20 protein-coding genes are annotated in these 20,933 nt (G+C 71.5%); 7 read left to right on the top strand and 13 right to left on the bottom strand.

All coding sequences use genetic code 11. The features are described from left to right. On the bottom strand, nucleotides 1-482 hold a 482-nt coding region (locus ABDW35_RS10745; RefSeq protein ID WP_343713861.1), incomplete at its 3' end, for an alpha/beta fold hydrolase. A gap of 86 nt (nucleotides 483-568) precedes the next feature. On the opposite strand from ABDW35_RS10745, the gene ABDW35_RS10740 reads away from it, so the two are divergent. Both ABDW35_RS10740 and ABDW35_RS10735 read left to right on the top strand, forming a co-directional pair. Beyond that, entirely contained in the window at nucleotides 569-1,324 is a 756-nt protein-coding gene (locus ABDW35_RS10740) for a thermonuclease family protein (RefSeq protein ID WP_343713860.1), read from the top strand. Between the two features lie 143 nt (nucleotides 1,325-1,467). Beyond that, nucleotides 1,468-2,802: a M48 family metalloprotease gene (locus ABDW35_RS10735; RefSeq protein WP_343713859.1), complete on the top strand. Its 1,335-nt coding sequence runs from the start codon at nucleotides 1,468-1,470 to the stop codon at nucleotides 2,800-2,802. A 15-nt stretch (nucleotides 2,803-2,817) separates the two neighbouring features. Here the strand turns inward: ABDW35_RS10735 and ABDW35_RS10730 are convergent, their stop codons facing one another. The 7 genes from ABDW35_RS10730 to ABDW35_RS10700 all read right to left on the bottom strand — a co-directional run bounded on the left by ABDW35_RS10730 (nucleotide 2,818) and on the right by ABDW35_RS10700 (nucleotide 9,367). Next, nucleotides 2,818-3,705: an RNA polymerase factor sigma-32 gene (locus ABDW35_RS10730; protein WP_343713858.1), complete on the bottom strand. Its 888-nt coding sequence runs from the start codon at nucleotides 3,703-3,705 to the stop codon at nucleotides 2,818-2,820. A gap of 151 nt (nucleotides 3,706-3,856) precedes the next feature. Beyond that, nucleotides 3,857-4,675 carry a hypothetical protein gene (locus tag ABDW35_RS10725; protein ID WP_343713857.1) on the bottom strand — a complete coding sequence of 273 codons (819 nt, stop codon included), beginning with the start codon at nucleotides 4,673-4,675 and terminating at the stop codon, nucleotides 3,857-3,859. A gap of 250 nt (nucleotides 4,676-4,925) precedes the next feature. After that, nucleotides 4,926-5,426 (bottom strand): CarD family transcriptional regulator, encoded by a 501-nt coding sequence (locus tag ABDW35_RS10720; RefSeq protein ID WP_138887935.1) that lies wholly within the window; start codon nucleotides 5,424-5,426, stop codon nucleotides 4,926-4,928. 276 nt (nucleotides 5,427-5,702) lie between these two features. Beyond that, a complete protein-coding gene (fdxA, locus tag ABDW35_RS10715; protein ID WP_343713856.1) occupies nucleotides 5,703-6,044 on the bottom strand; it encodes a ferredoxin FdxA in 342 nt (113 codons plus the stop codon). Between the two features lie 7 nt (nucleotides 6,045-6,051). Further along, nucleotides 6,052-6,525 carry a TerB family tellurite resistance protein gene (locus tag ABDW35_RS10710; protein WP_343713855.1) on the bottom strand — a complete coding sequence of 158 codons (474 nt, stop codon included), beginning with the start codon at nucleotides 6,523-6,525 and terminating at the stop codon, nucleotides 6,052-6,054. Between the two features lie 9 nt (nucleotides 6,526-6,534). Next, the gene (locus ABDW35_RS10705) at nucleotides 6,535-6,915 is read right to left on the bottom strand and encodes an RNA-binding S4 domain-containing protein (protein ID WP_343713854.1); all 381 of its coding nucleotides are present in this window, start codon (nucleotides 6,913-6,915) and stop codon (nucleotides 6,535-6,537) included. Continuing rightward, nucleotides 6,908-9,367, bottom strand: coding sequence for a helicase-related protein (locus ABDW35_RS10700; RefSeq protein ID WP_343713853.1), 2,460 nt, complete (start codon nucleotides 9,365-9,367; stop codon nucleotides 6,908-6,910). The genes ABDW35_RS10705 and ABDW35_RS10700 overlap by 8 nt, the downstream gene beginning before the upstream one ends. Nucleotides 9,368-9,523: 156 nt before the next feature. On the opposite strand from ABDW35_RS10700, the gene ABDW35_RS10695 reads away from it, so the two are divergent. The 4 genes from ABDW35_RS10695 (at nucleotide 9,524) to htpG (ending at nucleotide 16,671) form a co-directional block, all read left to right on the top strand. After that, nucleotides 9,524-11,029, top strand: a complete 1,506-nt coding sequence (locus ABDW35_RS10695; RefSeq protein WP_343713852.1) for a hypothetical protein — start codon at nucleotides 9,524-9,526, stop codon at nucleotides 11,027-11,029. A 36-nt stretch (nucleotides 11,030-11,065) separates the two neighbouring features. Then, nucleotides 11,066-12,610 (top strand): hypothetical protein, encoded by a 1,545-nt coding sequence (locus tag ABDW35_RS10690; RefSeq protein WP_343713851.1) that lies wholly within the window; start codon nucleotides 11,066-11,068, stop codon nucleotides 12,608-12,610. Nucleotides 12,611-12,623: 13 nt separating this feature from the next. Then, nucleotides 12,624-14,699: a hypothetical protein gene (locus tag ABDW35_RS10685; protein ID WP_343713850.1), complete on the top strand. Its 2,076-nt coding sequence runs from the start codon at nucleotides 12,624-12,626 to the stop codon at nucleotides 14,697-14,699. A gap of 106 nt (nucleotides 14,700-14,805) precedes the next feature. Then, on the top strand, nucleotides 14,806-16,671 hold the full coding sequence (htpG, locus tag ABDW35_RS10680; protein WP_343713849.1) for a molecular chaperone HtpG: 1,866 nt from the start codon (nucleotides 14,806-14,808) through the stop codon (nucleotides 16,669-16,671). 180 nt (nucleotides 16,672-16,851) lie between these two features. Here the strand turns inward: htpG and ABDW35_RS10675 are convergent, their stop codons facing one another. The 5 genes from ABDW35_RS10675 to ABDW35_RS10655 all read right to left on the bottom strand — a co-directional run bounded on the left by ABDW35_RS10675 (nucleotide 16,852) and on the right by ABDW35_RS10655 (nucleotide 19,946). Beyond that, entirely contained in the window at nucleotides 16,852-18,000 is a 1,149-nt protein-coding gene (locus ABDW35_RS10675; RefSeq protein ID WP_343713848.1) for an adenylate/guanylate cyclase domain-containing protein, read from the bottom strand. A 29-nt stretch (nucleotides 18,001-18,029) separates the two neighbouring features. After that, on the bottom strand, nucleotides 18,030-18,644 hold the full coding sequence (locus tag ABDW35_RS10670) for an ABC transporter substrate-binding protein (protein ID WP_343713847.1): 615 nt from the start codon (nucleotides 18,642-18,644) through the stop codon (nucleotides 18,030-18,032). A 135-nt stretch (nucleotides 18,645-18,779) separates the two neighbouring features. After that, the gene (locus ABDW35_RS10665) at nucleotides 18,780-19,238 is read right to left on the bottom strand and encodes a hypothetical protein (protein ID WP_343713846.1); all 459 of its coding nucleotides are present in this window, start codon (nucleotides 19,236-19,238) and stop codon (nucleotides 18,780-18,782) included. 7 nt (nucleotides 19,239-19,245) lie between these two features. Next, on the bottom strand, nucleotides 19,246-19,569 hold the full coding sequence (locus ABDW35_RS10660; protein ID WP_343713845.1) for a hypothetical protein: 324 nt from the start codon (nucleotides 19,567-19,569) through the stop codon (nucleotides 19,246-19,248). Between the two features lie 143 nt (nucleotides 19,570-19,712). Continuing rightward, entirely contained in the window at nucleotides 19,713-19,946 is a 234-nt protein-coding gene (locus ABDW35_RS10655; protein ID WP_343713844.1) for a hypothetical protein, read from the bottom strand. Nucleotides 19,947-20,278: 332 nt separating this feature from the next. Here ABDW35_RS10655 and ABDW35_RS10650 point away from each other — a divergent pair. Beyond that, on the top strand, nucleotides 20,279-20,933 hold a 655-nt coding region (locus tag ABDW35_RS10650; protein ID WP_343713843.1), incomplete at its 3' end, for a hypothetical protein.

Genomic DNA, 20,933 nt, shown 5'->3' with positions numbered 1-20,933 from the left:
CGATGCGCCTCCGGGAAGAAGGTGCCCATGCCGTGGAAGAACCAGTCGATCTCCTGCGGCCGCATCAGGAAGATGCCGCGCAGGGTCAGCGACCGGCAGCGCTGCGGATGCGCCTGGGCGTAGGACAGCGCCAGGGTCGACCCCCAGGAGCCGCCGAAGACGTGCCAGCGCTCGATGCCCAGCATCCGGCGCAGCTGCTCCATGTCCCCGACCAGGTGCTCGGTGGTGTTCTGCCGGGTCTCGCCCAGAGGGCGCGACCGGCCGGCGCCGCGCTGGTCGAAGATGATGATGCGGTAGAAGCCGGGGTCGAAGAAGCGGCGATGGGTGGGCGACGCGCCGGCGCCCGGGCCGCCATGCAGGAACACCACCGGCACGCCGTCCGGCTTGCCGCATTGCTCCCAATAGATGCTGTGCAGGTCGTCGACCGGCATCAGGCCGGTGGCGAAGGGCTCGATGGTCGGGAAGATCAGGTCGCGCGGCATGGGTCTCGCTGTCGGGCTGAGTCTCGCCCCTCACTCTACGGCGTCCCCGGCGCATTGCAAAAAGCCGATCGAGGCGAGGCTCTGCGGTGCGAGACCGCAGCCGCCTGTCCTATGCTGCCGGGATGCGCCGCGCCCTGCTTCTCCTGATCCTGCTCTGCGCCGCCGGCCCCGCCGGGGCCCAGCCGTCGGACGGGCTCGACTACGACCCGCCGATGGCGGTCGCCGCCGTGCTCGACGGCCGCACCGTGAGCCTCGCCGACGGCACGGTGGTGCGGCTCAGCGCGCTCGACATCCCCGCCGGCAAATGGCGCGACATCGCCCGGTCGGTCCTCGCCGACCTCGTCCAGGGCCGTTCGGTCCGGCCGGCCTGGCTAGCGCCGCCCGACCGCTACGGCCGGGCGCCGGCGCAGCTGCAGCGCGACGACGGGCTGTGGATCGAGGAGGAGATGCTGGCCCGCGGCCTGGCGCGGGTCGATGCCGCCGGTGCCGATCCGGCGCCGGCCCTGGTCTCGCTGCTGGTGACGGAAAGCGAGGCCCGCGCCGCCGGCCGCGGGTTGTGGAGCGACCCGGCCCTGGCCGTGCGTCCTGCCGATGCGCTCGGGCGCGGCGATCTCGACCGCTTCCAGATCGTCGAGGGCACGGTGCTGCAGGCAGCGCTGCTGCGCGGCCGCGCCTATCTCAATTTCGGCACGGATCCGCGGCAGGATTTCACCGTGACGGCGGAGGGGCTGGACCTGACGGCCCTGCAGGGGCGCCGGGTCCGAGTGCGCGGCTGGCTCGACTGGTCGGGCGGGCCGCATATCGGCCTGACGCGGATGGAGCAAATCGAGAGGTTGGACTGAGAGCCCCTCCCGAATGGGTGATGCCGGGCTGCAAACGGCGTTTCCTACGCTCCGATGCTCGCGTACCTCATGTACGCTGCGCTTCGGTGCTCGGAAACCACCGTTTTCGCCGCGGCCTGACCCATTCCAGGAGGGGCTCCGAGATGATTCGCCGTGACCTGCTGCTCGGCCTGGCCGCCCTGCCGCTGCTGCCGCGCCCGGCCCGCGCCGACACGGCGGAGGCGCGGGCAGTCCGCGCGGCCTTCGGCGGCCCCTATGACGCGCCGGCCCTGCGCGACCATGTCGGCCGCATCGCCCGGCGGGTGGCGGAGGCCGAAACCGGCGGCCGTCTCAAGGTGACGGTCGAACTGCTCGATTCCGATCAGGTCAACGCCGCCGCCCTGCCGGATGGCCGGCTGCTGGTCAATCGCGGGCTGCTGGCCCTGGCGCGCAGCGAGGCGGAGCTGGCCTTCGTGCTGGCGCATGAGATCGGCCATGTCGTCGCCGGCCATGCGAAGCAGGGCGCGGCGCGGCCGCCGGTCGACCCGGCCATCGCCGGCATGGCCGAGGTCCAGGCCGAGGCCGCGTTCAACCGGGGGCAGGAGCAGGAGGCCGACCGGATCGGCCTTGACACCCTGGCCCGGGCCGGCTTCGACCCCGGCGCGGCGCTGTCCTTCCTGGCCCGGTTCGGCGCCGCCCAGAACCTGGCCGCGTCGCTGTCCGGCCAGCCCGAGCTGGCGACCGCCACGATCGGCGGCGGCGACCATCCCGAGGTGGCGGAGCGGATCGCCGCGGCTCGCGCCCGGGTGGCGGGGCTGCCGCCGGGTGAAACGGGGGAGGCAGCCTGGCTCGACGCCGTCGACGGGCTGCCCTGGGGCGAGGGGGCGGGGCAGATCCCGATCCGCGGCCAAGCCGTGATCGATCCCGCCGCCGGGTTCCGCTGGGATGCGCCTCCGGGCGTCGGTCTTGTGCGCCAGCGCCAGCGGGTGATGGGGCTGGGGCCGGAGGATTCGGTGATCCTGTTCGATCATCTGTCGCAGCCCCGCGCCCTGCCGGCCCGGCTGCTCCTCGAGCGGGTCTGGGGGCGGCGTGCGGGGGGCGTGCAGGCCGTCGGCGAGGGCGATCTCGGCGGCTTCCACGCCGCCTGGGGCGTGGCCGGCATCGCGGTCGGGACCGAGCGCTGGGAGTCGCTGCTGGTCGCGATCGAGACCACGGCGGAGCGGCGCGAGCGCTTCACCGTGCTGACCCGGGCCGGCAGCCCGGCGGCCGTCCCGATGCGCGGTGCGGTGGAGAGCTTCCGCCGGATCGGCGCGGCCGAGGCCGCCGCGGTGCGTCCGCGCCGCCTCGCCGTCGTCGAGGTCCGGCCGGGCGACAGCGTGGCCGATCTCGCCGGGCGGATGAAGGTCGAGGCGGCGGAGGCATGGTTCCGGCTGCTCAACGACGTGCCGGAGGACGCCACGCAGCCGGCAGGGACCAGGGTGAAGCTGATCGTAGAATGATGGCGTAGGCCGGGGCTACTCCTCCAGGAACAGCTCCTCCGGCCGGCTCACATGCTGGGAGATCGAGGCGCGCAGCTTGGTCAGCGCCCGGTGCTCCAGCTGGCGCACCCGCTCCTTGCTGACGCCGAGCTGGCGGCCCAGCTCCTCCAGCGTCGCGCCGCTGTCGCGCAGCCGGCGCTGGCGGATGATGGTCTGCTCGCGCGGGCTAAGGGCACCGATCGCCTCGGCCAGCCAGCGCGACCGGGTGACGTTGTCGCGCAGCCCGATCACCACCTCCTCGGGCGAGGGGCGGGTGTCGGCCAGGAGGCCCTGCCAGTCATCCTCGCCCTCCTCGGAGATCGGGGCGTTCAGCGACTGGTCGGCGGCCGACAGGCGCATCTCCATCGCCTCGACATCGGACACGTCGACCCGCAGCTCGCCGGCGATCCAGGCGCGGCCGGCATGGGTCATGCCGGGCTGCCCGGTGGTGCTCTCGATCTTGGCCCGCAGCCGCCGCAGGTTGAAGAACAGCGATTTCTGCGCCGCGGTGGTGCCGGTGCGCACGATCGACCAGTTGCGCAGCACATAGTCCTGCATGGCCGAGCGGATCCACCACGCGGCATAGGTCGAGAAGCGGACCTCGCGGTCATGCTCGAAGCGGGCGGCCGCCTGCATCAGCCCGACATTGCCCTCCTGCACAAGGTCGCCGACCGGAAGGCCGTAGTTGCGGAAGCGCGACGCGGTGGCGATCACCAGCCTCGTATAGGCCCGGACCAGGGCGTGCAGCGACGGCTCATCATGATCCTGCCGCCAACGGCGGGCGAGCTCGAACTCGGCCTCGCGCGACAGCAAGGGCTCGTTCATCGACGCCTTGATGAACTTCAGGTTGGCGCGCTGGGTCTCGGGATCGTCGAGATGCGGCATGGACGCCCCCTCTTCGGCCGACGGCGCCGCGGGCGTGTCCCGCGACCTGATAGACGAACACCCGCCCGTTCGGCGGCGTTCCCTCGCCGGGCGGGCACTCGTCCCTTCGTCTAGAGGTTCGCTCGATCGGAGTGGTGCGTTACGGGGAAGGCTATGCCTCGACGATCTCGGTCAGCGTCCCGTCGGGCTCGAACAGGCCGCAGGCCAGGCGCCCACCGCGGCCGCAGCCGGAATCGAGCGTCACCGCCAGCCCCTCCAGCTGCAGCCCGCCGCCGGCCGGGTCATGGCCGCGGATCAGGCGGCGGAAGCCGGCATAGGGCTCGGTCAGCCCGGCGAAGGCGGCGTGCGACCACCAGAAGGCGTCGCCCTGGGCGGCGAGCGGCCGGCTGGGGTCGATGCCGGCGCTGACGAACAGGATGCCGTCATCCCCGGCGAAGCGGGGCTCGGTGAAGGCGGCCCGGCGCAGCGCGGCGTAGAGGGCGTTGTGGCCGGGCGCTGCGCGCATCGATTCGCGCAGCGCGTTGGTCCAGCGGGTCAGGCGAACGGCGCCCTCGCGCGCCGCCGCCATGCCCTCCTCGGGCCGGCCGCCATAGGCGCGCAGCGTGCCCTCGGCCCCCTGGGCCAGCATCCAGCGCAGCACGTCCTGCGGATTGGGGGCGAATTGCAGCTGCAGCATCTTCTGCCACATCTCCTCCTGCGCCCCCCGCAGGAAGACGACGTCCTCGGCCAGCACGCCGGGCCGGGCGATCAGGGCCCGCCGCATCGACAGCACCTCGTCGACCAGCGCGTGGACCCGGTCGGACCGGCCGATCAGGTTGCCGAGATAGACCAGCCGGTCGCCGGGCTGGAACCGGGCCGCGACATGGTCGTGCAGCACGGACAGGCGGCCGGCGTCGCCATGCACGGCGCCGACGGCCCAGATCCGCCTCGGGCGGCCGAGCTGGGCGAATTTCTCGGGATCGGGTGTCACGCGGAGACGGAGAGGTCGGTCATCTGCCGAGAGAGTTTAGCGGGTCGATGCGGTGAAACCAGCCCCTTTGTGCCGATGGGCTCGGGCGGCGCCGGCTTTCTCTGGGGACGACATTCATGGGAATAGTACTACACGGGATAGGGGAGGTTCGAAGGCCCAGACATGGAAAAGGCGGCCCGGAGGCCGCCTCTTTCAGTGTCTTATGTGGCCTACCGCGCTGCGTGCTGCTTGGGGCCGGAAGGGGGCGGGCTCAGGCCGCCTTCTTCAGCACCTGCTCCAGCTTCTGGGTGGCCTTGACCTCGTCGATCTTCTCGACCGCGGCCAGCTCGCGCGCCAGGCGCTCCAGCGCCGCCTGGTAGATCTGGCGCTCGCTGTAGGACTGCTCCGGCTGGTCGGTGGCGCGGTGCAGGTCGCGCACCACCTCGGCGATCGATACCGGGTCGCCGGAATTGATCTTGGCCTCGTATTCCTGGGCCCGGCGGCTCCACATCGTCCGGCGCACGCGGCTGCGGCCGGTCAGGGTCTCCAGCGCGGTCTTGATCCGGTCCTTCGACGACAGCTTGCGCAGCCCAGACTTCTTGGCCTTGCCGACAGGAACCTTGAGCGTCATCCGCTCCTTCTCGAAGCTGATGGCATACAGCTGCACGGTCATGCCGCTGATGCTGTGCGTCTCGAGCGCCTCGATGCGGCCGACGCCATGCGCCGGGTACACAACGTAGTCGCCGACGTCGTACTCAAGTTCCTGAGCCATGTCTGCCAATGGAGTCACCCTCTGTGGTCGGACCCAGCGCGGTCGCCGAAAAACGGCCTCCGCCCCATGCTTCGTCGCGCCGCGACTGCTCTCAATCTCCGCACCGAAACAAAAGACGCAGAAATCGATTCCGGCCCGTATGGGATAGGGTCGGAACTGGTCGTCAGCACCGGGAATGGACGAAGATTATAATACGTTGCGGACCCGATATGAAGGCCGAGTCCGCTCCGACATGACGCTTTTTTTGCAATGCAGGGCGGCGGACTCGGCGAATCGTCAATTGCCTTCGCCCGGATTCGCGCTGAAATGCTCGGGATATTTGTTCCCGACCTCCTTCCAGGAATCGGCGTCGGCGGGCGCGTCCTTCTTGCGGGTGATGTTGGGCCAGATCGCGGAGTATTCGCGGTTCAGCTCGCCCCACTTCTCCGCCGCCTCGGCCTCGGTGTCGGGCTTGATCGCCTCGGCCGGGCATTCCGGCTCACAGACGCCGCAGTCGATACACTCGTCCGGGTGGATGACCAGCATGTTCTCGCCCTCGTAGAAGCAATCCACGGGGCAGACTTCGACACAATCCGTGTACTTGCACTTGATGCAAGCTTCACCCACCACATAGGCCATGCTTAACTTACTCCGGCTCTCCATTGGCGGCCGCCGTGGCGCCATTGCGGGCAAGCACACGGCGGCGGGCAGCGCCGCTATCCGCATCCGAGACGAATAGAAGCGCCGCGACTCGCCGCATCAGATTGGCTTCGAGGGCGTCGACATTACCATCCGCGAGGACGACATCCCACAGCATTTCCACAATGCGGATGCGCGCGGCCTCGTCGCAATGCTCGCGGATGGTGTGGGTCAGGGCATGCCAGGACACGGCGCCGTCGCTGGCCCGCTCGGCGTCGGCGCCCAGCTGCGCCGCCTCGAACGGGCCGAGGCGGAAGCGCCAGGCCAGCAGCGCCTGGATGCGCTCGCGCTCCGGCTCGTCCAGCGAATCGTCGACCCGGGCGGCTTCCATCAGCAGGGCGGCGACGGCGCGGCGCAGCGCGGCCTCGTCGGCAACCGGCCCGGCGCCGCCGCGGGCCCAGTCGAGAATATGGTTCAGCATGGCGCTGATTTAGTCGCTGTCGCCCTTCGGCGGAAGGGCGCGGCGGTCGCGCCCTGTCGGCCGCGGCCCGCCGGAGGGGGGCAGCGCCGCCTCCGGCGTCGGCGGCTGCAGGTCGCGATACAGCCCCTGCGCCTCGCTGGCCGGGCCGCGCCGCTCGCCCAAAGCGACGATCTCGATCACCCGGATGTGCCGGCCCTGGACGAAGGTCAGCACCATGCCGGGGCGGATTGCCGCATGCGCCTTCTGGGTCGGCACGCCGTCGATGCGGATGCCGCCGGCGGCGCAGACCTTGGCCGCCAGGCTGCGGGTCTTGAAGAAGCGCGCCTGCCACAGCCACTTGTCCAGCCGGGGCCGCTCCGTCTCCTCGCGCTCGGCTCCCCGCTCAGCCATTGGTGCGGCGCAGCTCAGCCAGCTTGGCGAAGGGGCTGTCGGCGCTGGCGGCGGGCTGGCGCGGCGCCTGCGGCCGCCGGGCCTTCACCGGAACATAGGTCACGCGTCCCTCGTCGTCCTGGGTCGGCCGATACCCGGCCGCCTGCAGGATAGCCGGGATTTCGGCGACGGTGCAGCCGACGATCGGCGCCAGCGCCGGATCGGCGGTCAGCCCGCCCTGGCGGCGGCGCGACTCGGCGGCGTCGCGCAGCGCATCGATGCGGTCGAGGCGGATGCGCCGCGGGCCGCACAGGACGAAGCCGGCCAGGTCCAGCGCCGCGGCGTCTTCGCCCTCCTCGACCTGCACCGAGATCCGAGCCGGGGCGGGCAGCACGGCCGGCAGCGGCCGGCCGGCGGCCACCGCGCCCAGCAGCACGCGCAGGCCCGTCGGCCGCGGCTTCAGCATCGGCGCCAGATAGACGTGGCTGGGGCCGAAGCGCACGCCGAAGCCGGCCAGCTGCCGGCGGTCGGCGGCGGTCAGGGCATGGATCAGCCCGTCCAGCGCTCGGCGGGGCAGCAGCCCCAGCCCCTCGACCAGCTGGAAGGCGATGCCGCGGGCGGCGCCGCTCAGCGCCGCGTCGCGAAGCCGCAGCAACGGCTGCAGCTCCCGCGCCACATGATCGGCCAGGAAGCGGGTAAGCCGCGCCGCCACCCGGTCGCGGCCGGCGCCGTCCAGCAGATCGGTGTCGCGCACCCGCACGGCGGGGGCCAAAGGCGACGGGCCGGCGGCGATCCGGCCGATGCCGGTGCCGCGCCAGGAGACCGTGCCGTCGGCGGCCAGGGCCAGCTCCTCGTCCGGCGCCGCCTCCAGCTTGCCGACGCGGCCGGCCACCTCGTCCTTCAGCGCCCGCCGGGCGGCGCCGCGGATCGCCTTCAGGTCGTCATCCTCGATGGTGGCGTCGGGGTAAAAGGCGAAGCCCTCGATGCTGCCGACATGCTCGCCCTCGACCAGCACCTCGCCCTGGGCGTTGACGGCGGCCAAGAGTTCGCCGCCCGCCTTCATCGTGCGCACCAGCAGCGCGGTGCGACGGTCGACGAAGCGCTGGGTCAGCCGCTCGTGCAGCGCGTCGGACAGCCGGTCCTCGACCGCGCGGGTACGCTCCTGCCAGTGCCCCGGATCGGTGATCCAGGCGCCGCGATGGGCGATGTAGGTCCAGGTCCGGACATGGGCGATGCGGGACACCAGCGCGTCTATATCGCCTTCGGTCCGGTCCAGCTTCTCCACCTGGTCCGCCACCCAGTCGGTGTCCAGCCGCCCGGCCAGGCCGGTGGTCAGCTGGCGGAAGATCTGACCCTGCATGCGGATATGGGCGTCGGACAGCACCTTGCGGAAATCCGGGATCTGGCACACCTCCCACAACAGGCGCACCGCCGCCGGGTTGCGGGCGCGGCCGACCAGCTCCTCGTCGCGCATCAAGAGGCCCAGCGACAGCTGGTCGTCGGCCTCGGCCATGCGCCGCAGCTCCGGCCGCGTCGGCCGCCGCTCCAGGCTGCGCAGCAGGCCCAAGGGGCTGCGGAAGTCGAGGTCGCCGTTGCGCCACATCAGCGTCTGCAGCGGGTCGAAGCGGTGGTTCTCCACCCGCTCGACCAGCTCCTCGTCCAGCGTCCCGGCCTCGTCGGTGGTGCCGAAGGTGCCGTTGGCCATGTGCCGCCCGGCGCGGCCGGCGATCTGGGCGATCTCGGTGGCGCGCAGCCGGCGCGGGAAGCGGCCGTCGAACTTGGTCAGCCGGGCGAAGGCGACATGGTCGATGTCCATGTTCAGCCCCATGCCGATGGCGTCGGTCGCCACCAGGTAGTCGACCTCGCCCGACTGGTACAGGCCGACCTGGGCGTTGCGGGTGCGGGGGCTCAGCGCGCCCAGCACCACCGCGGTGCCGCCGCGGGTGCGGCGCATCAGCTCGGCGATCTCGTAGACGTCGGTGGCCGAGAACACGACGATGGCGCTGCGCGGCGGCAGCCGGGTCAGCTTGCGCTTGCCGGTGTGGGTCAGCTCCGAGAAGCGGGGCCGGGTCACGAACTCCGCCTCCGGCACCAGCTTGCGGATCAGCGGGCGGATCGTCTCCGACCCCATCACCATGGTCTCGGCGCCGCCGCGGGCGTGCAGCAGCCGGTCGGTGAAGACATGACCGCGCTCGGGGTCGGCGCAGAGCTGGATCTCGTCGATGCCGACGAAGGCCACAGGCCGGTCCAGCGGCATGCTCTCGACCGTGCACAGGAACCAGCGGGCACCGGGCGGGACGATCTTCTCCTCGCCTGTCACCAAAGCGACATGCGCCCGTCCCTTGATCGCCACGATCCGGTCGTAGTTCTCGCGGGCGAGCAGCCGGAGCGGGAAGCCGATCATGCCGCTCGCATGGCCGAGCATGCGTTCGATGGCGAGATGGGTCTTTCCGGTGTTGGTCGGGCCGAGCACGGCCGTGAGGCGCGTGCGATCACCTGCGAGGTCCATACCCGACAATTGAACGCTGGCGGGTGCTAATGCAAGACTGCCGCCCCGCCGGCTGCGCGGGCGGCCATTGGCTGAAGACGATTTTGGTCGGGCCTGCACCCGACTCGACGGAGAATTGAGATGCGTCCGCTTCCCCTGCTCGCAGCCGGCGTCGCCGCCTGGATCCTCTTGCCGGCCGCCGCCCAGGCGCAGGCGACGGCGGAGGGTGCCGACAAGATCCGCCTGGGCCTCAAGGACTGGATCGCTACCCACCTGACCACCGCCGACAAATCCGTGGTGGTCAACTTCCAGGGCCCGATCACGGTCGAGCCGCAGGGCAAGTCCTACAAGGCGGTGATCCCGCGCTCCGAGGTCGTGTTCGCGGATGGCGACAACCCGTCGACCCTGGCCCTTACCCCGGTCGAGCTGGTGCTGACGCCGCTGGAGAATGGCTGGCTGGACACGGTCGCGACCATCCCCACCACCTACCGCATCACCCCGGCCAAGGGCGGCGACAAGGGCGCCGAGGTGACGATCGGCACGCAGGCGCTGCGCGGCGTCTTCGCCCCGCAATACCATGCCTTCATGTCGCTGGACGGCAAGCTGGGCCAGATCACCGCCCATTCGCTGAACCCGGCCGAGGCCAAGGGCGCGCTCAAGATCGACGAGATCACGCTGGCCGGCGACAGCACCGCCGTCGGCCCGGACACCTATGACAGCACCGGCACGGTGGGCTTCTCCGGCCTCTCCTTCATCGACGAGACCGGGGCCCAGCTGCTCCATCTCGACGGCGCCACGGTCGAGGGCAAGGCGGCGGCGGCCAACATGGCGGCGCTGCGCAATTTCAGCGACAAGCTGTCCGACCTGCAGAAGCGCTATCCGGCCGAGGCCGGCGGCGAGATGCCGAAGGAGTTCCTGGCCGAGCTCGGGAGGGTCTTCCAGGCCACGCCGAAGCTGTTCAACGATTTCGGCTTCAGCTACGGGCTGAAGGGCGTCGAGGTCACGCCGGGCGCCGGCGACGGCGTCGACAAGGTGACGCTGGCCTCAGCCGGCTTCGGCGTCGGCATCGCCGGCCTGGCGCAGGATTCCTCGACCTTCCGGATCAATTTCGACCTGGCCCAGCTCGGCATCGACCCGCTGCCGGAATTCGGCCAGTTCATCCCGCACACCGCCACGGTCGACCTGGCGCTGACCAACCTGCCGAACCAGGCGCTGCTGCAGGCCCTGACCGGCATGCTCGACAGCTCGGCCACGCTCGGCCCCGACCAGGCCGCGGAGATCGCGGTGGCGCAGCTGCAGCAGGCGGTGATGAACGGCAACGGCGCGCTGGAGATCCGCTCGTTCAAGGCGTCGTCGCCGCTGACCAGCATCGACCTGACCGGCACGCTGCGGCCGAACCCGAAGGCGCCGCTGATGATGACCGGCGACGCCCGCCTGGTCGTCACCGGCCTGGACAAGGCGCTGGAGGCGGCGCAGGCCGCGCCGGACGGGGTGGAGATGGTGCAGGGCCTGACCGTGCTGCAGACCATGGGGGCACAGGAGACGGTCGACGGCCAGCCGGCCCGCACCTACAAGCTCGAGATCAGCGAGAAGGGCGACATCCTTCTCAACGGCACCGACCTCAAGCCGCTGCTCGGCCTGCGCTGAGGCACCGGCGACGACATCGCATTGCGGGAGGCGAAGATGAGACGGTCGATCTGCATCCTGGCGGGCGCCGCCCCGCTCTGGCTCGCCGGCGGCGCCTGGGCGCAGTCGACGCCCGACGGCGCGGCGGCGCTGCGCGACGGGCTGAACGAGATGCTGAAGCCGATCCTCGGCATCCAGGTGCAACAGCAGCCGCTGTTCACCGGCCCGGTCACGGTCCAGCCGGCCGGCGCCGGCTACACCGTCGTCTTCCCCGGCATCGACCTGATGGTGAAGGGCAAGGAGGCGACGGCGCAGACGGTGGCGCTGCATTGCGACGCCCAGACCTACAGCGCCGCCTCGACCGGCGCCGCCACCTGGCGGCTGGAGAGCAGCGAGCCGCTGAGCTGCACCGCCACGCCGGAGGGGGAGAGCAGGATCACCCTGTCCTCCCGCTCGCTGCAGGCGCATTTCACGGTCGACCTGCAGCAGAAGCTGTTCACCGAGGGCGAATGGCGGATCGACGGCCTGTCCGGCACCCAGGACGGGCTGCAGGGCAAGGTCACGATCGACAGCCTGACGGTCTCCAACCAGCTGCGGCCGACCAGCGACCCCGCCCGGCAGGACGTCGCCTTCAAGATGGAGGCCAGCCGCGTCAGCGCCGTGGACGGGACCGGGGTCGAGCGGTTCAGCCTGGGCCATGCCGCCTATGACGGCACCATGGACGGCATGGATGTGCACCAGGTCATGGCGTCCTACGGCCAGGTGATCGACGTCTATGTCGAGATGTTCGAAGCCATGGCGGCCGCGGGCGTGTCGCCCGCCGATCCGAAGCAGGCGGCCGGGGTGCAGGCCGAGGTGATGAAGAAGGTGATGGGCCCGCTCAAGCAGATGGTGGCGGCCTATGGCGACGGCGGCAAGTTCGGCGCCACGATGACCGACCTGCGGGTGAAGGCGCCGGACGTGCAGGTGACGCTGGACCGGATGCGCATCGTCGAGGGCTATGCCGGCGCGTCGACGCCGAGCAGCGGTACCGGGGTGGTGGAGATGGAGATGGGCGGGCTGGCGATCGCGCCGAAGCCGCCCTTCGCCGAGTGGATCCCGACCGACGCGACCATCCGCCTGAACGCCAGCGGCATTCCCTGGGCGGATGCGGCCAACGCCTATGTCGGGGTGATGCAGGCCTCGGCCGACCAGGCGGCGGACCCGGCCAAGGCGCAGCAGGCGATCGCCCAGTCGATGCTCCAGCTCGGCGCCATCCTGCGGAAGGCCGGCACCCGGCTCGACATCACCAGCTTCCACATCGCGGCGCCGGAAGCGGCAATCGACCTGAAGGGCTCGGTGCAGGGCAAGGAGGCGGCCAAGCATGGCGTGACCGCCGATCTCGACCTGCGCTTCACCAATCTCGACGGGCTGATCAAGTTCATCCAGAGCCAGCCGGACGGCGCCCAGGCGGCGGCCGGCCTGACCATGGCGCAGGTGATGGGGCGCCAGGCCACCGCCGATGACGGCCGCCCGGCGCGGGACTACGACATCGTCGTCGACGATGCCGGCAAGATCCTGGTCAACGGCACCGACCTGGCGGCGCTGGCGCCGAAGCAGTAACGAAGAGGCCCTCATGCACCGTCTCGCCCCCGCCCTGCTCTGCGCCACCGCCGTTCTGGCCGCCGGCCCGGCCTTCGCCCAGGCGACGCCGGACGGCGCGGCAGCGCTGCAGAAGGGGCTGACCGGCATCCTGACCCCGACCCTGGCGACGCCCGGGCTGGGCGCGCCGATCTTCGAGGGCGGCTGGACGGTCGAGCCCGCCGGCGCCGGATACAGCGTCACCGGCCCGGCCCTGTCGCTGCTGCTGCGCGACGACGATGCCGATGGCCGGAAGCGGGTGGTGCGGATCCGCTGCGACGGCGACCGCTACACCGCCACGGCCGGCGAGGGATCGGTCTACCGGCTGACGGGCGAGACGCCGCTGCGCTGCGAGGTCCGGCCCGGCGGCGACGAGCCGCCGGTCACCATCACCAGCCGGACCCGCCATGCCGAGCTGACCGTCGACCTCGCCGCGTCGCTGCTGACCGCCTCCAGCGACGTGGCGGACGGGCTGACAGTGGCCGAGGGCGACAAGACCCGGATCGCCGTGCACCGGCTGACCCTGACCAGCGCCACCACGCCTCGCGCCGGCAGCTCCGGCGCGGGGCGGTCCGGTCCGGCGCGCCAGGACATCGCGCTACAGGTCGAGGCGGAGGGTCTGTCGGCCGGCGATCCCGCGGCCGGCGACGGCGTCACGCTGGGCCGGCTGCGCTATAGCGGGACGCTGGAGGATGTCGACGCCGCGGCGCTGCGCGACCGGGTGTGGCGGGTGATCGCCTTCGCCCTCGACGCCGCGCGGCGCGACCCGCAGGCGCCGGAACCGCCGAACGCCAAGCGCAAGCTGGACGTGCTGATGCGGCAGGTGATGGAGCTGACCGGCAGCGCGTCGCGCACCGAGCTGACGCTGACCGACCTGCAGGGCGAAGGCGACGAGACCACGGTCGGCTTCGAATCGCTGACCCTCGGCGGCGGCTACAGCGGCCTGGACCACGCTGCCCCGGGCCGCGGCCTGGGCAGCGACATGGCGCTGGAGCTGCGCGGGCTGAAGGTGGCGGACGCGCCGACCAAGGCCGAGCCCGGTGCCCTCGCGATCGACCGGGTGCGGCTGTCGGGCACGCTGACCCCGGGCGCCGGCACGCCGGCCGCCGGGGGCGCGCTGACGCTCGATGTCGACGGCGTGTCCTTCGCCCTGACCCAGGAATCCGGCGCGACCGCGCCGGACACGCAGTTCAACCTGGGCAAGGCCCGCTACGCCGTGGCGGCCGACGGCCTCGACATCGCCGGCCTGATCGAGGTGATCGACGGGTTCGGGCAGCTGCTGGCGAAGCATGGCGACGACACCCCGCCGCCGGAGGAGCTGGATCCCTGGTTCGGCCGGGCCAAGGCCACGATCGCGGCGCTGTCGCAGTACAAGGCCGAGATCGCCCTGAGCGACCTGCGCCTGCGGTCGCCGGAGGTCAGCTTTGCCATCGGCGGCATCGGCTATGGCGAGACCTATGCCGGGCTGGACACCGACCAGGCCGGCTACGGCCTGCACCTGGCGCTGGACCGGCTGGCACTCGACCCCGGCCTGCCCTTCGCCGACTGGGTGCCGCAGCAGGCGAAGATCGACATCGCGCTGAAGGACATCCCCAGCCGCTCGGTCCAGGGGCTGTTCTGGGACGGGGTCGAGAAGGCCGTCGAGGCCGACCGGCAGAAGGACGGCGATCCGGCGGCGCCGGACGGCGGCCTCGTCTTCGAGCAGGCGATGCAGCGGATCGGCGCCCGGCTGCTGCAATCCGACGCCAGCCTGTCGATCGACAGCTTCAGCATCACCGCGCCGAAGGGGGCGATCGACCTCAGCGGCGGCGGCACGGTGGACCCGCAGGCGCGGTTCGGTGTCACGGCGCAGGGCAAGCTGCAGGTCGCCGGGCTCGACACCTTCGTCAAGTACCTGCAATCCCAGCCCGACGGCGCGGATGCCGCGGCCGGCATCACCGTCTTCCAGATGCTGGGGCGCGAGGCCAAGGCCGCGGGCGGGATGCCGGCCCGCCTCTACGACATCGTGGTCGATGCCTCCGGCCGCGCGATGATCAACGGCACCGACCTGGCGACGCTGATGCCGAAGTGACGGCGGCGGCGGGCCGGGGCCAACCTTCACGGGGTGTGGGGTTGCGTCCCGCCGCCGCTTTGCCCATATCGGGCGGCGACAACGAATCCCCCACCGGATCTCCGAGATGGACCAGCAGAAGACCGACGAGACCCTGACCTTCCAGGCCGAAGTCAGCCGCCTTCTCGATATCGTGGCGCATTCGCTCTACAGCCAGAAGGAGGTGTTCCTCCGCGAGCTGATCTCGAACGCCTCCGATGCCTGCGACCGGCTGCGCTACGCCGCGATCACGGCGCCCGAGCTGTTGGCCGGCGACGCCGATTACCACATCACCCTGTCGGTCGACCCGGCGGCCCGCACCCTGACGATCGCCGACAACGGCATCGGCATGGGGCGCGAGGAGCTGGTCGGCAATCTCGGCACCATCGCCCGTTCCGGCACCCGCGCCTTCGTCGAGACGCTGACGGGCGACGCCAAGAAGGATGTCGGGCTGATCGGCCAGTTCGGCGTCGGCTTCTACTCCGCCTTCATGGTGTCGCGTGAGGTCGAGGTGTTCTCACGCAAGGCCGGCGAGGAGCAGGGCTGGCGCTGGGTCTCTGACGGCAAGGGCGCCTTCACCGTCGGCGCGGCCGAGGATGTGGCCCGCGGGACCCGCATCGTCATGCACCTGTCCGACGGCGAGGACGAGTTCCTGCAGCCGATGCGGCTGCGCCAGATCGTCAAGACCCACTCCGACCACATCGCCATCCCGATCGTGCTGGCCGGCGAGGACGGCAAGAGCGAGACGCTGAACCGCGCCTCGGCGCTGTGGACCCGGCCGAAATCCGAGATCACGGCGGAGGAGTACAAGGAGTTCTATCACCACGCCGCCCACGCCTTCGACGAGCCGTGGCTGACCGCGCATTGGAAGGCGGAAGGGGCGATCGAATACAGCTCGCTGCTGTTCGTGCCGTCGTCGCAGCCCTTCGACCTGTGGGAGCCGGAGCGCAAGCACCGGGTCAAGCTGTATGTCCGCCGGGTGTTCGTGACCGAGGCGGCGGAAGGCCTGATCCCGCCCTATCTGCGCTTCCTGCGCGGCGTGATCGACAGCGAGGACCTGCCGCTCAACGTCAGCCGCGAGCTGCTGCAGTCGAACCCGACCGTGGCCAAGATCCGCCAGGGCGTGATCAAGAAGATCCTGTCCGAGCTCGGCCGCAAGGCCAAGGACGACGCCGAGAGCTATGGCAAGTTCTGGACCGCCTTCGGCGCGGTGCTGAAGGAAGGCATCTACGAGGACCGCGACCAGCGCGACGCGCTGCTGCCGCTGCTGCGCTTCCGTTCCACCAAGGGCGATGGCCTCGTCAGCCTGGAGGAGTATGTCGGCCGGATGCGGCCGGGCCAGGACGAGATCTGGTACATCACCGGCGACGACGCGGCGGCGCTGGCCCGCTCGCCGCAGCTCGAGGGCTTCCGCGCCCGCGACGTCGAGGTGCTGCTGCTGACCGACCCGGTCGACGAGTTCGCGGTGCCCTCGCTCAACGAGTTCCAGGGCAAGAAGTTCAAATCGGCCACCCGCGGCGGCGCCGACCTGTCGAAGATCGAGACTCCGGATGAAGCGCCGAAGCCCGAGGCGGGCGAGGGCATGGACGAGCTGGTGGCGGCGCTGAAGCTGGCCCTGGCCGACCAAGTCAAGGACGTCCGCGCCTCGCAGCGCCTGACCGACAGCGCCGTCTGCCTGGTCGCGGACGAGGGCGACACCGATTTGCATCTGGAGCGGCTGCTGAAGCAGCACCGGCGGGTCGACACCGCGTCGAAGCGTATCCTCGAGGTCAATCCCGGCCATCCGCTGATCCGCCGGCTGGTGGAGCGGGCGGCGGCCAAGGACCCGGCGCTGGAGGATTGCGCCTTCCTGCTGCTGGATCAGGCCCGGATCATCGAGGGCGAGCCGCTGCCCGACCCGGCCGCCTTCTCCCGCCGCCTGTCCGAGGCGCTGGTTCGCGGCCTGGCGGCCTGAGGGCTTTTCACAGGTCCCAACACCGTCATTGCGAGCGCAGCGAAGCAATCCATGTAGCAGCCCATGCTGGACCATGGATTGCTTCGTCGGCTTCGCCTCCTCGCAATGACGGCGAGGGGTGGGCGATTCTGAAAAGGTCTCGCTAGGTGGGGTAACGTGATCAGCGAGGGGCCTGCCCGTTCACACCGCGATCGCGAACACCGGCTGCGGTTCGGCCAGGCCGCGGATCGGGTGGGCGCCGAGCGGCTCGGCGGCGCCGTCCCAGGCCTGGCGGAACGCGTCGGAGCACACGGTCGGCCGGTCGAGCTGCTTGGCCAGGCCCTCCAGCCGGCTGGTCAGGTTGACCGCGGGGCCCAGCACGGTGAAGTCCAGCCGGTCCGGGCTGCCGATATTGCCGTACAGCACCGGGCCGAGATGCAGCGCCGTGGCCACGGCCAGCGGCTCGGCTCCGGCTCCGTCGGCCAGGCCCCGGCGGATCGCCCGCACCGCGCTGACGGCGGCGTCGCAGGCCGCCGCGGCGCTGCCGGCCTGCTCGACCGGGAAGATCGCCAGCACGCCGTCGCCCAGGAATTTCAGCACGTCGCCGCCGCGGTCGACGATGGCCTGGGCCACCGTCTCGAAATAGCGGTCCAGCACCTGCAGCACGGCGGCGGAGCTCAGGCGCTCGGACAAGGCGGTGAAGCCGCGCATGTCCACGAACAGGATCGCCGCGTCGACCGCGACGACGTCGCCGCGGCGGATCGCGCCCTCGGCCACCCGGTCGGCCGGGCCGACGCCGAGATAGGTGCGCAGCAGGCTGGCGGCGGAGCGGCGCATGGCGGTGGGCTCCATCGCCGCCGCCAGCGGATGGCGCAGCCGCTCCAGCAGCGCCGCCTCGTCCCCGGTGAAGCCGCTCGGCCGGTCGGTGACGAAGCTCGCCACCTGCACCGTGGCGTTGCCGTAGACGATCGGCACGGCGAGGTAGTCGGTGCCGCCGGCCTCGGCCAGCTCATGGAAGATGGTGTGGTCGCCCGGCCCCAGCGCGGTCAGTGCGCGGCGCAGCGGCCGGCGGCTCACCAGCACCGCCTCATAGGGGCTGCCGAGGAAGGTGCTGGTCAGCAGCACCTTGCGGTCGATGACGAAGTCCTCGCCGCCCCGGGCCGTGGTCCACACCACGCCCCAGGCGGTCAGCAGCGGGTGGGTGATGCTCTGGCCGATCCGCACCCGCTGCAGCGGCAGGCCGGCGGCGATCAGGCGGTGGCAGAAGCCGTCGACCAGCGCCACCGGGTCGGCCAGCAGCCGGCCTTCGGCCACCAGCCAGTCCGTGACCTCGCGGCCGACATCCGCCATCGCCTGCGCCGCCGGGGCAGGGGGACGGGTCAGCCGCCGGCCCGCTGGCGCATCGCCTGCAGCAGGCCTTCGACGTTGCCGCCGTTCTGCGCGATCACCGAGGCGAACTCGTCGCGCTGGGTCACGCTCATGCTGACCCGGGCGACGATCACGTCGACCACCTTGTAGCCGCCGCCGGCCTGGCGCACCCGCCAGTCCACCTGGATCGGCGGGCCGTCCTTCTGCCGGATCTCGGTCGCGACCAGGGTGTCGCTGCCGCCGACGGCGCGGGTGCCCTTCACCACCAGGGTCTCGCCCTGATAGTTCTGGAACCGCCGCGAATAGGTCTCGACGATCATCCGCTCGAACAGGTCCATATACTCCCGCTGCTGGTCGGGGGTGGCGCTGTTCCAGTAGCGGCCGAGCACGAAGCGGCCGATCGTCGGCAGGTCGAAGCCCTGGTTCAGGATCTGGGTGAACTGGGCCTTGCCCTGGGCCGTCGCCGCGCCGCCGGCCTGGAGGATGCCGATCGCCCGCTTGGCCATGTCGTCGATGAAGGCCGCGGCCCCGTCGGTCTGCGCAAAAGCCAGGCGGGGCAGCCCCGCCAGCAGCAGCGAAGCCGTCGCCAGGGCGCCCGCGGTCAGCACCGTCCGTCTGTCGATCATGTCTGGACCTTTATCGTTCCGGGTATCCCATCTGCCCGCCCGCCCCGGCCCGAAAGCCGAGGCCCCCCAGGGGAGGCGGGGGCGGATTATAGACGAAACGCAGCGGCGGTCATGCGGCATCGCGCAGCGGCCGCCTCAGCGACGCCGCCGGCCCCCCAGCAGGGGCAGGGCGCCGGCGGCGATGCCGATCACCAGCGCCGCCAGCGCCGCCTTCGGCGCGGCCTTGGCGGCGGACAGGCCGAGGCCGGCGGCCAAGCCTTCCAGCCCGGCGCCGGCGGCCCCCGCGGCCGGGGGCGGCGGGGCAGCCCTCCGGCGGCGCGGGCCGCGGCCGGCCAGGACGCCGATCAGGGCGACGATGGCGGCGAGGCCCAGCGCGATCAGCCCGACCACCAGCGCCGCGCCCGCGGGGCCGAGCTTCGGCAGCAGCAGGTAGAAGCCGGACCAGGCCAGCAGCGCCAGGGCGATCACCGCCAGGACCAGGGCGACCAGGAACAGCGCGGCCGCGATGCAGGCCCGGCGCAGCGCCCGGCCGAGCCGGAGGCGCTGGCGGGTGGCGAGGGCGCCCAGCAGGGCGACGCCGAGATCGGTCCTCACGCCGGCCTCAGCGGTCGAGCAGCTTGCCGATGACGAGGCCGACGCCGAAGGCGACGAGCACGCTGGTGATGGGGTTCTGCTCGATCCGCTGCTCCAGCGCGGCGATGCCTTCCTCGCCCTGGGTGCGGGCGGCGTCGGCGAAGTGCTGCGCCCGGTCCTTGGCGGTGCGGGCCGCGGCGTGGGCGGCCTCGTTCAGCCGGGCGCCGCCGGCCTTCGCCTCGGCGGCGGCGGCATCGCCCAGGCTGCGGGTCAGCGCGACGATATCCTCACGGATCTTGCCGAGATCGGCGCGCAGCGTGTCGAGCTCCTGGTCCAGGTTCCGCGTGGCCATGTCTGTTCCTCGCTCCAGTGGTTGCGCGGCTGAAGGGCGCCACAAAAGCAAACGGGGACAGAGGCGACTCTGTCCCCGATCGATATGATCTTAACGGGGCGCCGGGGCGTCTGGCGCCCCGGATCCTGCGGCAGCGCCGAAAATCAGCAGCGGCCGCCGAGATTGATGGTCCGGCAGCTCGTCGCCGCACCGCCGACCGCGCCCACGGCGCCGCCGATCAGCGCGCCCGTGGCGGCATTGCCGCCGGTCAGGGCGGAGATGCCGGCACCGGCGCCCGCGCCGATGAGGCCACCGGAAAGGGCCCGGCCGCCCGTATCACGACCGCACGCCGCAAGGGCCAGCGCGGCCGCGAGCACGATCATGGTGGGTTTGAACATCGTCGTCGTCTCCATGCTCAAAGCGCCGGTTGCAGCCGGGCACTTCACCGAAGCAAAACGGGCCGTGCAACGGTTTGTTCCCGCGCGCGGCGGTGATCACTTTGCGGCCTTGGCGTGGTTTTTCCAAGACCGCTGTCGTAGAACCCGCATGCAATCCCGCCGCGCCGGCCGGGCGGCAGCGGTGCGGCGGAGTTGCCGGTTGGAATCGGGCGTGGCTCGCTTCAGGATGGGGCGGATGAATTGGGGGCGGCGAGAATCGGCCGGCGGGCTGGAGTCATGAGGATAGGCAGGCCGGGTCACCCCGCCGGTCGCTGCTGCCGGCTGCCGCTTCGATGAACCTGCTGTCGCGCCTGTTCCTGCTGGTCGGCCTCGCCGTCGCGCCGGGCATTGCCTTGCAGGGCTACAACGAATACGCGCTGCGCATCGCCCGCACCAACGAGATCCAGGACGACGCCATCCGCCTGGCCAATGTCGCCGCCGGGGCGCAGTTCCGCATCGTCGACGGCGTCCGCCAGCTGCTGGCCGCGATGGCCCGGGTGCCGGCGATCCGCGAGGGCCAGGGCGGCCGCTGCACCGAGGTGGTGGACGATCTGCGGTCGGAGGTGCCGAGCCTGAACGCCATCGCCGTGGTCGATGCCGAGGGCAACCTGCTGTGCGGCGCCAACCACACCGCGGCGATCTCGGTCTCGGTCGGCCATCAGGGCTTCTTCCAGCGGGCGCGGGAGATCCGCGGCTTCGCCGTCGGCGGCTTCGCCACCACCGACGCGGTCGGCGAGAAGGTGCTGCACGTCGCCTATCCGATCTTCGACGGCGATGTCTTCCAGGGCGCGGTGGTGGCGGCGCTCAGCGTCGACGCCATGGCCTCGGCCATCAACATCGACACCGAATCGCGCAACGCCGTGATCATGATCACCGACCGCGCCGGGGTGGTGATGTCGCGCCTGCCCGGGCCGGACGCGCCCTGGGTCGGCAAGCAGCTGCCGAACA

The organism is Inquilinus sp. (assembly GCF_039594555.1).
Taxonomy (GTDB): Bacteria; Pseudomonadota; Alphaproteobacteria; order DSM-16000; family Inquilinaceae; genus Inquilinus.
Note: the sequence above shows the minus strand (reverse complement) of the source record. Positions and strands in the feature narration are given on the sequence as shown.

Coding starts and splice junctions, on each gene's coding strand:
- ABDW35_RS10735 (WP_343713859.1), top strand. CDS start 1,468: ATGATTCGCCGTGACCTGCTGCTCGGCCTGGCCGCCCTGCCGCTGCTG.
- ABDW35_RS10730 (WP_343713858.1), bottom strand. CDS start 3,705: ATGCCGCATCTCGACGATCCCGAGACCCAGCGCGCCAACCTGAAGTTC.
- ABDW35_RS10720 (WP_138887935.1), bottom strand. CDS start 5,426: ATGGCTCAGGAACTTGAGTACGACGTCGGCGACTACGTTGTGTACCCG.
- fdxA (WP_343713856.1), bottom strand. CDS start 6,044: ATGGCCTATGTGGTGGGTGAAGCTTGCATCAAGTGCAAGTACACGGAT.
- ABDW35_RS10710 (WP_343713855.1), bottom strand. CDS start 6,525: ATGCTGAACCATATTCTCGACTGGGCCCGCGGCGGCGCCGGGCCGGTT.
- ABDW35_RS10705 (WP_343713854.1), bottom strand. CDS start 6,915: ATGGCTGAGCGGGGAGCCGAGCGCGAGGAGACGGAGCGGCCCCGGCTG.
- ABDW35_RS10695 (WP_343713852.1), top strand. CDS start 9,524: ATGCGTCCGCTTCCCCTGCTCGCAGCCGGCGTCGCCGCCTGGATCCTC.
- ABDW35_RS10690 (WP_343713851.1), top strand. CDS start 11,066: ATGAGACGGTCGATCTGCATCCTGGCGGGCGCCGCCCCGCTCTGGCTC.
- ABDW35_RS10685 (WP_343713850.1), top strand. CDS start 12,624: ATGCACCGTCTCGCCCCCGCCCTGCTCTGCGCCACCGCCGTTCTGGCC.
- htpG (WP_343713849.1), top strand. CDS start 14,806: ATGGACCAGCAGAAGACCGACGAGACCCTGACCTTCCAGGCCGAAGTC.
- ABDW35_RS10675 (WP_343713848.1), bottom strand. CDS start 18,000: ATGGCGGATGTCGGCCGCGAGGTCACGGACTGGCTGGTGGCCGAAGGC.
- ABDW35_RS10670 (WP_343713847.1), bottom strand. CDS start 18,644: ATGATCGACAGACGGACGGTGCTGACCGCGGGCGCCCTGGCGACGGCT.
- ABDW35_RS10660 (WP_343713845.1), bottom strand. CDS start 19,569: ATGGCCACGCGGAACCTGGACCAGGAGCTCGACACGCTGCGCGCCGAT.
- ABDW35_RS10655 (WP_343713844.1), bottom strand. CDS start 19,946: ATGTTCAAACCCACCATGATCGTGCTCGCGGCCGCGCTGGCCCTTGCG.